This is a genomic window from Neolewinella antarctica, from assembly GCF_011927835.1.
Lineage (GTDB): Bacteria > Bacteroidota > Bacteroidia > Chitinophagales > Saprospiraceae > Neolewinella > Neolewinella antarctica.
This window is the reverse complement of record NZ_JAATJH010000001.1, coordinates 938,912-952,935: the sequence shown is the minus strand read 5'-3', so window position 1 is coordinate 952,935 and position 14,024 is coordinate 938,912. Positions and strand designations below refer to the sequence as shown.

The following is a 14,024-nucleotide window of genomic DNA, read 5'->3' as shown; positions in this document are numbered from 1 at the left end:
AGGCTCTAACCGGGCCCGGCTGTTTGTGTTTATTCCTCACTGGGTAATTGCCAGGAATCTTAAGGGTTGTAACACGGGCAGTGGCCGCCGCCCCGAGCATCCGACGGAAGCCTCCGCCCCCGATACCGGAAATTGGCGCTGAAACTAACCCGCCCGGCTCCACAACACTGCTGTTCCTCGAATCACCCGGCACCCGCGCCCACGCAAAATCAAACGCACTCACCGTTAATGATCCGTAAGGTGAATTTGTCCGGACAGGTAGGTGACAGCCCGGCCCGTTAGTCGAATTTTCTTGCCCCGGAGTTGGCACTTCAGGTCGCCGCCCCGCTCCGAAAGCTGGCGGGCGATCAGGGTCTTTTTGCCAAGCCGCGAAGACCAGTAGGGCGTCAGCAGTGTGTGGGCCGAACCGGTCACGGGGTCCTCGTCTATTCCCGTCTGCGGGAAGAAGCAGCGACTGACGAAGTCGACTTTTTTACCCGGTGCCGAAACCAGTAGGCCCCGGTATTGCGTAAGTTTAGCCAGGGCGCGAAAGTCTACGTCCAGGCCTTCCACTTGCTTCTGCGAGCGGAGGATCACCATCAGGTCATCCTGGCCACGATACACACCATGCAGCCGCTTAACGCCCAAAATATTTCGCAGACCAAGTTCTGCATCCGCCTTACCACCTTTCACCTTCTGCGGTTGATCGGCCGGGAAATCCATTTGGTACTCACCGTCCCGCGAGCCCGGTCGTACCGTGAGGGTGCCCGCCCCGGTTGTTTTAAATTTCATCTCGCTGAACTGCCCGTTACCGCTGTGGAACATCACGTGGGCCGCCGCCAGGGTAGCGTGCCCGCACAGCCGGACTTCGGCCGTGGGCGTGAACCAGCGAATGAAGAACTTTCCCCGACCGCGGACGACCACGAAGGCCGTTTCCGACAAATTATTTTCGGTGGCGATTTGCTGTAATAATTCGTCCGGAAAAAATTCCGGAAGGGGAACTACCGCAGCCGGGTTACCGCCGAATAGTCTACTAGTAAATGCATCTACCTGATAAATAGGAAAATTGAGCATAAAATCAAATAATTTTGGTGACCTCGGTCACATATTGCACAAAATTAATAACAATTGGTGACCTTGCACACTTGCACTCGTCCAGAGACTAAATGAGTTGAGTCCGCTATTCGGAACTTCCAAATTGACAGTATTAACATGACAAAGAACAATCCATCCCCCGATCATCTATTTTTACGTGAGGGTACTACCTACCGAAAAGTGCCCCTCGACGAGATACTTTTCATCGAGGCCGACGGCAATTACGCCCACGTGCAAACGACCGATAAGCGGTACGCCGTAAAACGCTCTCTGGCCACCATCGCAGAAAAACTTACGAACCCCGCGTTCTTGCGCGTTAGCCGGGGCATACTACTTAACTTCAATCGGATAACTTCGTTGAGTTTCGCCGATGGTGCCGTGAAAATCGGTGACCGGGAGTTGAAGATGGGTAAGACTTATTACCCAGATATTCGCGGACGGATGGCTTCTTTGTAGCGGATCCCGTGCCGGCAAAATTAAGTACGAATAAAGTGCTCCGCTAACTCCCGGGGGAATGAATTTTTCCGCCTGAATTGACCCCGTCGCTCATCAATGAGGGATGTGACGTAACGTATCCGTCGTTCGAGGCGTTACCCATGCACCGCCGCGGCTATCTCGTCCTGAGCGGCTAAGTTCGACCGCCCACCCCGAAAGCATTACACCGTGAAATTCATCGTCTACGACATCGAAGCCACCTGCTGGGAAGGCCGCCCGCCCGGAATGGTACAGGAAACCATTGAGATCGGTGCCGTGGAAGTGGATCGCTACGGCCGCATCGGTGACCAGTTCAGCCGGCTCATCAAGCCCGTCATCCATCCCCAAATGAGCCTGTTTTGCCACAAGCTGACCCAGATTGACCAGAGCGACCTGAACCGGGCCCAGGACTTCCCCCGCGTCGTGCGTGACTTTAAAAACTGGATTGGCGTTGAAGATGAAGAATACCTGCTCGCTAGCTGGGGTGATTTCGACCGCACGCAACTCATTAAAGACTGTCAGCTCCACCGCCTCGAAGATTGGTGGGTAGACGAGCACATCGACCTCAAGCGGCAGTACCAGCAAATCAAAAAGCTACCCAAGAAGCGAGGGTTAAAGTCGGCCGTCAAGCACGAAGGGTACGAATGGGAAGGCGAGCAGCACCGGGCTTTGGTGGATGCGCAGAATACGGCCAAGGTTTTTTGTGGTCTGGTGGATATGTGGCGGTTTTAGGGTTTGGAGTCTAAAGTCCGTGGTCTCTGGTAATTAGTCGCCACAGACTTAAGGCCACAGACCGTAGACTTTAGACCACAGACCAAAGACCACAAACCCCGGACTTAACAACTGATTGACAGCCAATCGACAACCAAGGCCCGCGGTCAGTGTAGTATTTTTGTCTCACGCCAAACGCTCCACCATGACGCTCACCACGCTGCTGATCTACATCTCCCTTGCCGCCCTCGGCCTTACGGGGCTCACGTATTTCGCGCTCGATAAGCGTCGGAGCCCGGTGATGAGTTTGCTACAGAATTTTGCCGGCGCGCTGTTCCTTGTTTCGGGTTACGTCAAGGCCGTCGATCCACTGGGAACGGCCTACAAGATGGAGCAATATTTCGCCGAGTTTGAAAGCACTTTTGCGGATACGGCCGGCAGTTTTCTGGCCCCGATGTTCCCGGCGCTGGCGGAGTACAGCGTGGGTTTCTCGGTGTTCATGATCGTGCTGGAGATTGCCCTGGGTTTGGCGTTGATCGTTGGCGCGTGGCCTAAACTCACTTCGTGGCTGTTTTTCGGTATCGTGGCATTCTTCACGGTACTGACCGGTTTTACCTACCTCACCGGCTACGTGCCTTCCGGCGTGAACTTCTTCGATACGGCCAACTGGGGTGCGTACGCGGACACCAACATGAAAGTAACGGACTGTGGTTGCTTCGGGGATTTTCTTAAGCTAGAGCCGCGTACTAGCTTTTTTAAGGACATTGCGCTACTCGTGCCGGCCATCGCTTTCCTGTTCGGTACCGGTAAAATGCACCAGTTATTCAATACGACCGGGCGCACGCTCGCGGTTGCGGGCATCGCCTTACTGTCACTTGGTTACGGTATGAGTAACTACGTTTGGGACATTCCCGGCCAGGACTTTCGCCCCTTCAAAATCGGGACCGACGTGGCTGCCGTAAAGCAGGCGGAGATGGAATCGGAAAATAACGTCACCGTGCTTGGCTACGCACTGACGAACAAAGCCACCGGTGAGGTGGCGAACATGACGCAAGCAGAGTTCCTCAAAGTTTATAAAGATTACCCGGAATCCGACTGGGAGATCGGTCAGCAATTATCGGAGCCGAGCGTGGTACGGACAAAAATCAGCGATTTCGAACTGAGCGATGAGAATGGTGACGACCCGGTGCCGGAACTATTGTTGTCTTCTGAATACACATTTTTAATCGTGGCGTACAAACTGAAAGGGGATAAGGGTACCTGGGATGCGGAGTACGTTGCTAAGTGGCAGCAAGACATCGCACCCGTCGTTGAGGCCGCCGGGGCAAATGGTCACAAAGTTGCCGCGATGACGAAGTATAATGCTCCGGCAAACATTGCCGACTTCAAGTCAGCCATCGGCGCCGATTATCCTTTCTGGACGGGCGACGACATCATGCTCAAGACCATCATTCGTGCCAACCCCGGCGTCGTGCTCATGAAGGATGGTAAAATCATCAATAAGTGGCACCACGAGCAGTTGCCGGCCTTCGAAGTAATCGCTGAGGAAGATATTTTGGCTAAGCGCTAGGTGGGCGCGGTCGCGGGTGCCAGGTGACTCAGGGGAGAGCGAAGATTGTACGGTACTAGACTAGATAAAGGTTACACCGGAGGTTTTTCCCGGCCGTTCCTCACTATTGATGGGCTTAAGTACGACGGACCTAGATTTGATCGTGGCTCGTAGTGTCTACCCCAGCCATGTTTCCGCTGGGGAAATGCATAAACTAGTACCCCAACCACGTTTAATCCGGTAGTTTTCCGTTGCTTTGCACCCGGCGCGCTCAAACGTGTGCGCCCAGACTTGAAATACCGCCCCTATGCTGAGCCGCCGCAACGTTCGAATCAAGATCATGCAAGTCCTGTACGCCGCCCAGCGCCAGGAATTCAACAGCCCCCGCGCTTACGTCTCCCTGCTGGACACCATGGCCCGCAACACCTTCAAGTTGTACCTGGAAAACTTGCTGATCATCCAGCGCCTTTGCGAATACGCCAAGCACGATCACGCTACCCGGCAAACCAAACTTCGGCCCAGCGCGGACGACAAATCCTTCCGACCCGCCCTGGCCGATAACCCCGCCATCCGCTCCCTGTCCGACAACGTAGAGCTGAGTCGTGTCTACGACCGGCACGGCGTAAAGTCCATGATCGATGCCGACCAAATTCTTACCCTCTACCGGGGGTTCGTCAAAACGGATACCCACCAAGCGTACCTCAGCATCGAGTCACCAACTAATGACCAGACGGTAGCCATGCTGCTGGCCCTGTACAAGTGGCTGCAGAAGCAGGAGCTTTTCCTCAATTTGGTCGAAGATCAATTCCCACTCTGGTTGGAGGATAAGTCGTTAGTCATCGGTGCGATCAAAAAGACGATTAAGGCCATGCCGTTGGAGGCTAATTTTTACGAGCACTATCAGGCCGAAGGAGAGGCCATCACGGACTTCGGCCGGCCCTTGCTACGGTTTGTCGTGGAAGCGGACGAAACCCTCCTCGAAAGAATTAAGACCGTACTGCAAAACTGGGACGCGGACCGGGTTGCCATGATCGACATGATCTTGCTCAAGATGGCCGTCGGTGAGTTTACCCAGTTCCCCGCCATCGCACCCGTCGTGACGATCAATGAGTACATCGACATCTCCAAGATCTACTCGACACCGAAGAGCCGGGAGTTCATTAACGGCGTGCTGGATAATCTGAAGAAGCAGTTGGAAAAGGAAGGACTTGTGTAGCCATCCGGCAAATGGGCTAAACAGATGGAGTACTAGCATTTTCACGCGTGAATATCTGCGCCAAATGGCTTTATCTGACCCTAATCTCAACCCGCCGGTTAGCGCGCATTTCTTCTTCCCCCTTCGGGTCGGGGTTTACCATTTCGTAATTAGAATAACTGCTGTAGCGCATCCGCTCCGGATCAATCCCCCGCTCGACCAAGTAGGTATAGACGACTTTCGCGCGGGCACCAGCGAGGTAGTGCAGCCTGGTGCCGGGTAGCTTAGGTACTCCGGGCTGGTTAACGTGGCCGGCCAGTTCGATACGCAGGTGCTCGTTGAAGACCATGAAGTGATAGAGCCGCTCCAAGGCCGTAATGCCACCGGGCATGAGCGTGGTTTGATTGCCGTAGAAGTAGAGGTTATCGATGTCCAATCTTTTCCCGCGCCCGGCTTCCACCAGCGAGACCTCCAGGGGTGGGGGAGGGGCACCGTGTTCCTCGAAGTAGAGCACGCGATTATCGATAAAGTGATCGCGCGCAAAAATATCGAGCCGGATCGAATCGGCGACCGGCAACCAAATCTCGAACTTACCGTCCCGATCGGCCACGGTAGTGTCCCGCAAAAAGGTTCCGTGGGCGATGGCACCGCCCGCCAGGGGCTGACCCGCTTCCCCCAGCACGTAGCCGGTGAGCAATACGTATTTTTTGGGTAGCCCGGAGCGCAGGAGTACCCGTCGGTTACGCTGTTCCCGCCCGGGAGTATTGACTAGTAGGTGTCGTTCCCCGAAATGACGAACCTCCACGGCGTCCTCGGGCCAGCCGGCCAGCAGGATTTCTTCGTAGGTAGCCTGGCTTCGCTTAGCGGCCAGTTTCTCGTTTGCCTGGTTGGTACCCACCGCGTCGGTATGTCCTTCGAGGTATAGTTGTAGGTCACCGGGTCGGTCGGCGGCCATTTCCCGAATCTTTGCACCTGCGTCCGCGCCTACTGCTGCGCTGTTGAAGGGGAAGTAGATGGTGTCGGTTCGGTGGATTTCTAGGGAGTCTTTTGTATGAATTACCTGCCCATAAACTGGCAGGGTCGATAACATAAAAATGTAGACAAGGAAGTTGTGACTCATGGTGACGGTAAATAAACCCCCACAAACTTACTGTAGTATTAATTCTGGGGGTGTACCGATAAATTTAAGGAAAGATATTGTTACTAACGGACGAGTGCTAACATAAGATGAGCATGCTAAGACGACAAAATGCCCCGACACATCATCTGTGTCGGGGCATTTGCATAAGAGCTATTTCTAAAGCTTAGCAGTTGCAGCAGTCGTTCTGGACTAGTGCAGTATTCGTATCAATGTTGTCCTGTGGGAAGGGCCATACATTATCACACGGGTTGTAACCTTCAGAACCGAGCACTTCCTCTGCACGACCGGTGCGGCGAAGATCCCATAGGCGGAATCCACCCTCCATCGCGAGTTCAACGTAGCGCTCCTTAAGGATTGCGTCTAGGTAGTTATCATCATCTAGGTCGTCGATATCGTCAAGTCCGGCACGCTGACGTACTTGGTTTAACCAGCGCTCAGCTTCGTCGAAATCACCCTCCCGGGCAGCAACTTCAGCAAGAATCAGTACCTGCTCCGCAGCGCGGAAAAAGTAAATTGGATCAGTCTGTGAACCTGCGGCGGCGGTAAAGTCGTTGTACTTAATTCCGTAATTCCGACCACCGAGCGTATCTACGGATAGTGCCTTACGGAGATCACCGTCTTCGTACGCGGCCACCAATTTGGCGCTGGGTGCAATGGAATAACGGCTAGCACCTAAGTCAGGTGTACCAAAAAAGAATGCAATCGAAGTACCATCAGTAGAGATAAATTTCAAGTAGAATATCTCATCTTCCAAGTACGGAACATCAGTTAGGTCGTAATCATCACCGATGGCAGCGGTAGCAAAACCTTTAGCGTCATCGAATCGGCTTTGCATCATGGCAACACGGGCGAGAAGAGCATTCGCACCGCCACGGTTCATTCCTAAGGACTCATCCGTAAGATTGTCGGCGGCGAATTGTGCGTCCTCAATAATCTGTGCGTAGACTTCGTCAGCACTACTGGCGGGAACGTTTAATTCGTCCCCGACGGCTACGGTCGGTGTCAAAACGAGAGGAACACCTTCCCACCCGGTAACGAGGTGAAAGTACGCAAGCGCACGGCCGAAGCGAGCTTCGGCAAGGAAATTGTTGCGGGTTTCGTCAGTCAGCGAAGGGTCTTCAACGCCGGGTAATACACTGATCAGGTTGTTAGCGGTATTGATGACATCATAGTAATCAGCCCATACTGCCCCCATAGTTGCATTAGAGGGCAAAACGTTGTAGCTGTCAAACTGCGCGCGGGTTGGGAAAGTACCCGTCCAGTCGCAGTCATCGCTGAAATAAGTATAACTAGCGATGTAGCCATCAAAGGTTAGCGTAGCGTCCTGGAGCTCATCGTAAATGCCAGCACGGGCTGCACCCGCACTATTAGCATCAGTTACGGCTAACTCAAGTGGTACGGAATCGATGGGTTGAACGGAGTCCAACGCAAAGTCATCACACGCTGAGAACATACTGGCAAAACCAGCGAGCGCAGCTAAGTAGGATAATTGCTTTATCATATTGTTATTATTATTTGTTCGGATTTTAGAAACCGACATTTACACCAAAGACAACTGATTTGCTGATTGGCAGGGTGAGGAAGTCGGTACCGAGTGCTACGTTACTATTACCGAAGCTATTAACTTCAGGGTCAAAGAAGCTATAGTCGGTAACTGTGACAAGGTTGGTACCACGGACGAAGAGGCGGAGAGATTGGAGTCCGATACGATCGATCAGGCCGTCCTCAAAGCTGTAAGCCAAGTTAATTGTTTTGAGACGCATGAAAGAGCCGTCTTCTACTAAACGGTCACTGTCCTGGCGGTTGTTCTCCGCAGAAGCACCACCCACGATGCGAGGGAACATATTGCCATCACCTTCCTGACGCCAGGCACCTTCAAAAGCCCGGACGGTAGGTGCGAAAACACCGTTTAAACCTTCCGCGAAAGCAAGGTTGTTGTTGTACACATCATTACCAAGGCTAAATTGGAGGAAGAAGTCGAGCTCCAAACCTTTGTAAGTTAACTTATTATCAATGCCAGCGGTAACATCGGGTAAAGCCTGGCCTATGAACGTACGGTCATCGTCATTAATAATGCCATTACCATCCTGGTCGACAAAACGGAAGTCTCCGGGAGCAGCACCCGGGATGTAGTCTCGATCTTCACTAAGTGAATTATCAGCGTCAATGGCTGCTTGGTTCTGGTAGATACCGTCGGTCTCTAGACCAAAGAAAGAACCTACTGGCTGCCCTACCGCGAGGCGAGTAGCAAAACCGAAATCCTGAGGCTGATCGTTAAAAAGCTCTGTTACTTCATTCTTGTTATAAGCAGCGGACAGCTGCGTAGTCCAGGAGAAGTCGGCATTGTTGAACGTTTCAAAAGTCACCGCGGCTTCTATACCCGTATTTTGCATACTACCTACGTTGGCGATAACCTGGCCAAAACCTGAGGAGCTTGGGATCGGACGGTTTAGAATAAGGTCACTAGTATTCTTCTGGTAGAAGTCTAAAGTTATACCAATTCGATTTTCTGCTAAGGCCATATCGAGGCCTACGTTGATTTGATTCGTAGTCTCCCATACGAGATCGGGGTTGCCAAGCTGTGATTGACTGATACCGGGGGTAGTGAGGTAAGAAGCACCACCGGCGAACAATGGCCGCGCCTCGAAGTCACCGATATTGTTGTTACCGGTCTGTCCGTAGCTAACTCGTGCTTTCAGAAGATCGAAGGGACCTACTGGGTTGAGGTTAGCAAAGTTATAACCAGCAGCAATGCCGGGGAAGTACCCCCACCGATTGTTGATGAAACGGCTTGATCCGTCAGCACGGAAAGATGCAGTGACGTAGAGACCACCGTTGTTGACGTTGGCACTGAAGATGTACGAGTTCAAGGTCGACCCAAACTTATCACCACTTGTAAATGCGGGTGTTGCCGCAGCGTCAGCGGAAGGAAAGTTATCGGAAGGCAAGTCATTTGTTTCGAAAGAGTTCCGGCGGATATCGTCACGCTGATAAATGGCTCCAACGGTAGTGGAAAGCGAGGTCGAACCAAACTGATCCGTATAAGTAGCTAAGTATTCGTTGATGATCCGGGTACGAAGATTTGATGCCTCAAAAATTAAACCCTGGGCAGTGGATTGAAGTGAACTTGGCTCGAAGACATTTTCGCGTAAGTTAAGATTGTCAACACCGAGTTTGACCTTGAGTGAAAGTTCGTCAAGCAAAGAATAAGAAGCGGAAATGTTACCAATGATACGGTTGGTGACCAGGTGGTTATCATATACCTCCGTAGCAGCAACGGGATTTTCCAGACCGAAAACCGATCCGTATGACCCATCTTCTCTACGCACGGGAACCTGAGGTGGTAGCAGAAGAGCCGCCGAAACGGCACCGTAGATGTTGTTATCACCCTGAATTCTCTTGTTATCGGAATTGGTGTAACTCAAGTTAAAGTTGACGCCTAATTTGTCCGTAGCCCGGTGATCAAGGTTAACTCGCCCGCTGTAGCGAGTGAAGTTAGTTCCGTTGAGTGCACCGTTCTCGTTATCATAACCCAGGGAGGCGTAGAACTTCGTCTTAAGATCACCACCGCTCATGCTTAACTGGTGGCTCTGTACCGGGTTTCTATCAAAAATAAGGTCCTGCCAGTTACTAGATACGGTCGTATCAAGACCACCGCCGCCGATCACGTCACCACCAGCGCCAAAACGTTCCCGTAAGTATTGGTTGTACTGAGTGCCATCAACGACATCTACTTTGTTGATTACTTCGTTGAAACCGTAGGATGAATTGAGGCTGATCTTTGTCTTACCTGCTTTACCACTCTTAGTGGTAATGAGGACAACACCGTTAGCCGCGCGGCTACCGTAGATAGCCGTAGTTGAAGCATCCTTCAGGATTTCCATGGACTCGATGTCCGCTGGGTTAATATCCGCAAGGGCGTTACTTGACTGGCCACCAACGCCTTGCTGAGCAAAGCTGCCAGCAATAACGGGGACTCCATCAACTACGAAAAGTGGCTCGTTGTCCGCATTAACGGAGGTTACACCCCGAACGCGAACGTTAAATCCAGACCCTGGAGCACCACTGCTCTGCTGAACGACAACACCCGGAGCCTGCCGTAAAGCCGACTGTACCGTAGCGCCTGATTCTCTCGTGATGTCTTCAGAAGCAATGGAGGCAACAGCACCCACGAGATCCTTTCTGCGCACGGGTGAATAACCCACTACGATAACCTCGTCAAGGCCGATGCCGTCATTTGCAAGCGTGATTTGGTAAGCAGTTTGTCCCGCGATAAGTGGAATATTCTGAGTAGAAAATCCAGTGTAGCTGACCGCAAGTTTCTTTGCGTTTTCGGGCACGTTCAAAGTGAAGTTTCCGTCGATGTCTGCGACGGTACCGGTAGTAGTACCTATGACAAATACTGAAGCGCCGATCATCGGGACTCCCTCCTTGTCGGTAATTTTACCGGTAATTTGCTGGGCGCTAACGGCCGCAAAGCAGCTCATTAACAGCACCCAGCTAAGTAGTAGCAATCTATGCATACGTGTAAAATGGTTAGAGTGAAAAAAAATTGTGAGTAGAATTGGTCGGACCTGATGATAAGAGAAAATAAGTGACCAAGTGTGTAGCGGGAAAAACCAGAAACTGCGCCGATTAGGACGCCGGTCATCGTGGTTTCGATTCCACAAAGAAAGCACAAACTTGTGATTTCATTATGAAATTGGCCGACAATAATTGTCAACACAACGCATTCGAGCGGAAATTCGCTGCCTGCGCACCAAAAATCGAAACATTTATGGCCCCACGCGTTGCCGGCCAGAATAATGTGCAGGAATAAACCAGCTTGCTTGCAGAATTTAAGCTATGTATTTACCGAATACCCAAAATTATTTTCTCGGTGGTGTTCCAACAAGCTTCCTTTGTCAGACCACCCTTGCGCGCGGCCAGCACGCCGTAACGGATGTCGTCGATGCCGCCCATCGAGTGAGCGTCGGGGTTAATGCTGATCTGCACGCCGCGTTCCACCGCGTAGGGAATCCACGTCCAGTCCACGTCCAGTCGGTAGGGGTTAGCGTTGAGTTCGATGACCACGTCGTGCTCGGCGCAGGCGTCGATGACTCGCTTGTGGTCGATGGGGTAGCCCGCGCGGCTCAACAGTAGACGCCCCGTGGGGTGACCGAGGATGGTGGTGTAAGGGTTGCGGATGGCGGTCAGCAGCCGCTCCGTAGCTTTTTCCTCGTCCATGTTTAGGTTGGAGTGAACACTCGCAATCACCACGTCAAACCCGGCCAGAATGTCGTCCGAATAATCAAGGCTGCCGTCGGTGAGAATGTCGCTCTCGATACTCTTGTAGATGTGAAAAGGGGCAAGTTCCGCGTTCAGGACGTCGATTTCGGCCCACTGGTCGCGGACGCGGTCGACCTTGAGGCCGTTTGCGTAAAAGGCCGCCTGGCTGTGGTCGGAGATGACGAGATAGGCGTATCCTTTGTCGCGGGCGGCGGTGGCCATTTCGCGTAACGTATGGATGCCGTCGCTGTAGGTGGAGTGGCTGTGGACGACGCCGCGGATGTCTGCTGCCTCAATCAACTTGGGCAGTTCACCGTTGCGGGCCACTTCCAGGTAGGTATCGTCTTCGCGTAGTTCGGGCTCGATGTACTGGAAGGCGACGCGGGCGAATATTTCTGCTTCGGTGGCGATGTCGGTGAAGTCTTGGTCGGGGAACAACGCGATAAAGGCCTTTAAAAAATCCGCCGACCCGGTGTGTTTAAATTGCTTCGAGCCAAAGTTGCTTTCGGTGACGTGGTGCAGGACGAAGGGGTAGCCGTCGACGGTTCCGATGGTTTTGTTGCCCTCCGTCAGTAGGTTTTCAACGCCAGGTATTTTAGCTGCGCTGCTCCTTTCAGAGGTGGGCGAGGACGCGGGTGCCAGGGTAGTTATCAAGGCCATCCGCGATAGAGTAGGGCAGCACCGCCGGAGGGCGCCCGTCCGCTCGGTTCTTGTTTCTGGGAAGCGCCGGCTAAGTTCTTGGGTAAATGCATCCGCTACTAAATCTAGCTCGCGAAAGAGAAATTGCCCACGGCTGCGCTGGTGAAACTCTAGTTTCTGCTTGAGCGTATGCTGCGTTTTAGCTCCGAAGCCTTTGAGTTCCACCAGCCGGTTCTCGTTGATGGCGTAGAGGAGCTGCCCAACCGTCGTCGTACCCAGGCCATCCCAGACAGCCTTTACCTTTTTCGGACCGAAGCCCCGAATGGTCAGCATTTCCCGGATGCCGGGCGGGGTTTGCTCGCGCCATTTCTCTAGCGTTGCCATTTCGCCGGTTGTGGCGAGTTCGTGAATCTTTCCGGCGATGGCCTTACCGACGCCCTCCAGCTTTTGTAGGTCCGGCTCCGTCATTTCCGCGAGGGGGCGGTCGTCTTTGCGCAGCTTGTTGTAAGCGTTCGTGTAGGAGCGGATTTTGAACGGATTGTCACCGTGTAGTTCCATCAGGCGCGCTAGTTCCTGGAAGTGTTTGGCGATTACGGGGTTGGTCATGGGGCGAAGGTAATTAAGGGCCGAGTTTTTGGTCGCGGGTATCGTTCTTGCTGCTCTTAAGTCACTCCCTTCAACTTCCCACCCGCTAGCTACCTTTACGCGGTGATTCCACCCTTGCTGTTTGCCATCGCTTTTCTGCTCCTTGCCTACTATCTGTGGCACCTGCGCCAGCGCCGCTGGATGCTGGCTCCGTTACTGACGGGAATAGTGTTGATCACCCTCACCGTGGTAATCAAAGTGCAAGACGTCAATCGGGTGCAGGCAAAAAGGGATGTCGATGTGTTGCTGCGTGAGCTGACCGACCCGCAACTTTGGGAAGTCAACGAAATCGAGCATGCGGAAAAAAGATTACTGTTGGCCAGCACCGCGAGCCAGGCCCTGTTACGGGCAAAACATTTTTACCCCGAACGGGATAGTGTCATCGACGTACGGCTCACCGAACTCGCTACCTGGGTCACCCGGTCCGGTATTTTTCCGCAGTGGCGCCGCCAAAAATCCTGGAACGAACAGCTTTTTTTCCTGGCGCACGCGGGTGCGACGCTAGCCCATTACCAGCTCGCGACTGGAAACGACGACCAGGCCGCCAATCTCGGCCGCGTCGGAAACTATCTCGGAACTTACCTCATCCGCGCAAAGTACAAGCACCTACCCAGCCGCCCCGACGAGCCGTTTTTCCGCCCGGCCGATAACGCCACCGCCCTCTACACCCTGAGTCTTTACGATAGGCTCTACGGTAGCGAACAATTCCAACCTGCCTTTAAGGATTGGGATACCTACCTGCGCGAGGAACTTTACCACGAAGAATCCCGCCTCCCCTGCGCCGCCTTCAGCGTTACCAACACCTGCCAACTGGAACCCGGCGCCACCGCCACCGGCCTCTACGTCGCCTACCGCGCCGCCGCACAAACGGAAGTCGATACGGATATTCCCTACCGCGAATGGTTACACTATTTCAAAGGTGGCCTCAACACACCCTTCACCGTAAGCATCCGCGAAAACATGCGCAAAAACCAGCAGACGCGTTTCTGTAATATGGGCGCGCTACCGCTCGACTGCGGACGCTACGAACAAGAAATCGGCCTCTGGGCCGCTGCGGAATACGGAGGGAATTATTCCTACTTCCGTCTCTTCACCGGTGTCTTACTCCGCCAGTGGCTCGGCCGCTCCGTTGACTACGCAGCGCTGCGGCCTTCGCGGCGCGTGGAAGCTTTGCAGGAGGTGGCGTTTCGGGCTATCGGGGAAGGACTGTAGGAAGATTAGGCGGTAGGCAAGTAGGCGGTAGGTGGAATACGAACCTACCGCCTACAAGCCTACTGCCTACAAGCCTACCGCCTACCGACTTTCTTCCTACCGCCTACCGCCTACCG

10 protein-coding genes are annotated in these 14,024 nt (G+C 53.3%); 5 read left to right on the top strand and 5 right to left on the bottom strand.

All coding sequences use genetic code 11. The features are described from left to right. Positions 1–225 precede the first annotated feature (225 nt). Positions 226–1,053 (bottom strand): PhzF family phenazine biosynthesis protein, encoded by an 828-nt coding sequence (locus tag GGR27_RS03850; protein ID WP_168036061.1) that lies wholly within the window; start codon positions 1,051–1,053, stop codon positions 226–228. 138 nt (positions 1,054–1,191) lie between these two features. Between GGR27_RS03850 and GGR27_RS03845 the strand changes: the two genes are divergently transcribed. The 4 genes from GGR27_RS03845 (at position 1,192) to GGR27_RS03830 (ending at position 5,024) form a co-directional block, all read left to right on the top strand. Further along, positions 1,192–1,530 carry a LytR/AlgR family response regulator transcription factor gene (locus GGR27_RS03845; RefSeq protein ID WP_168036060.1) on the top strand — a complete coding sequence of 113 codons (339 nt, stop codon included), beginning with the start codon at positions 1,192–1,194 and terminating at the stop codon, positions 1,528–1,530. 207 nt (positions 1,531–1,737) lie between these two features. Further along, positions 1,738–2,280, top strand: coding sequence for an exonuclease domain-containing protein (locus tag GGR27_RS03840; RefSeq protein WP_168036059.1), 543 nt, complete (start codon positions 1,738–1,740; stop codon positions 2,278–2,280). Positions 2,281–2,464: 184 nt separating this feature from the next. Further along, the gene (locus GGR27_RS03835; RefSeq protein ID WP_168036058.1) at positions 2,465–3,829 is read left to right on the top strand and encodes a hypothetical protein; all 1,365 of its coding nucleotides are present in this window, start codon (positions 2,465–2,467) and stop codon (positions 3,827–3,829) included. 286 nt (positions 3,830–4,115) lie between these two features. Continuing rightward, positions 4,116–5,024 carry a transcription antitermination protein NusB gene (locus GGR27_RS03830; protein ID WP_168036057.1) on the top strand — a complete coding sequence of 303 codons (909 nt, stop codon included), beginning with the start codon at positions 4,116–4,118 and terminating at the stop codon, positions 5,022–5,024. Between the two features lie 70 nt (positions 5,025–5,094). Here the strand turns inward: GGR27_RS03830 and GGR27_RS03825 are convergent, their stop codons facing one another. From GGR27_RS03825 to GGR27_RS03810, 4 genes are all read right to left on the bottom strand, one after another. Continuing rightward, on the bottom strand, positions 5,095–6,123 hold the full coding sequence (locus tag GGR27_RS03825) for an OmpA family protein (RefSeq protein ID WP_168036056.1): 1,029 nt from the start codon (positions 6,121–6,123) through the stop codon (positions 5,095–5,097). A gap of 184 nt (positions 6,124–6,307) precedes the next feature. Then, on the bottom strand, positions 6,308–7,645 hold the full coding sequence (locus GGR27_RS03820; RefSeq protein ID WP_168036055.1) for a RagB/SusD family nutrient uptake outer membrane protein: 1,338 nt from the start codon (positions 7,643–7,645) through the stop codon (positions 6,308–6,310). 25 nt (positions 7,646–7,670) lie between these two features. Then, positions 7,671–10,667, bottom strand: coding sequence for a SusC/RagA family TonB-linked outer membrane protein (locus GGR27_RS03815; protein ID WP_168036054.1), 2,997 nt, complete (start codon positions 10,665–10,667; stop codon positions 7,671–7,673). A 328-nt stretch (positions 10,668–10,995) separates the two neighbouring features. Continuing rightward, positions 10,996–12,657, bottom strand: a complete 1,662-nt coding sequence (locus GGR27_RS03810) for a DNA polymerase/3'-5' exonuclease PolX (RefSeq protein WP_168036053.1) — start codon at positions 12,655–12,657, stop codon at positions 10,996–10,998. A gap of 102 nt (positions 12,658–12,759) precedes the next feature. Here GGR27_RS03810 and GGR27_RS03805 point away from each other — a divergent pair, with 102 nt between their 5' ends. Continuing rightward, on the top strand, positions 12,760–13,908 hold the full coding sequence (locus GGR27_RS03805) for a hypothetical protein (protein ID WP_168036052.1): 1,149 nt from the start codon (positions 12,760–12,762) through the stop codon (positions 13,906–13,908). Positions 13,909–14,024 lie beyond the last annotated feature (116 nt).

Coding starts and splice junctions, on each gene's coding strand:
- GGR27_RS03825 (WP_168036056.1), bottom strand. CDS start 6,123: ATGAGTCACAACTTCCTTGTCTACATTTTTATGTTATCGACCCTGCCA.
- GGR27_RS03830 (WP_168036057.1), top strand. CDS start 4,116: ATGCTGAGCCGCCGCAACGTTCGAATCAAGATCATGCAAGTCCTGTAC.
- GGR27_RS03850 (WP_168036061.1), bottom strand. CDS start 1,053: ATGCTCAATTTTCCTATTTATCAGGTAGATGCATTTACTAGTAGACTA.
- GGR27_RS03810 (WP_168036053.1), bottom strand. CDS start 12,657: ATGACCAACCCCGTAATCGCCAAACACTTCCAGGAACTAGCGCGCCTG.
- GGR27_RS03845 (WP_168036060.1), top strand. CDS start 1,192: ATGACAAAGAACAATCCATCCCCCGATCATCTATTTTTACGTGAGGGT.
- GGR27_RS03835 (WP_168036058.1), top strand. CDS start 2,465: ATGACGCTCACCACGCTGCTGATCTACATCTCCCTTGCCGCCCTCGGC.
- GGR27_RS03820 (WP_168036055.1), bottom strand. CDS start 7,645: ATGATAAAGCAATTATCCTACTTAGCTGCGCTCGCTGGTTTTGCCAGT.
- GGR27_RS03815 (WP_168036054.1), bottom strand. CDS start 10,667: ATGCATAGATTGCTACTACTTAGCTGGGTGCTGTTAATGAGCTGCTTT.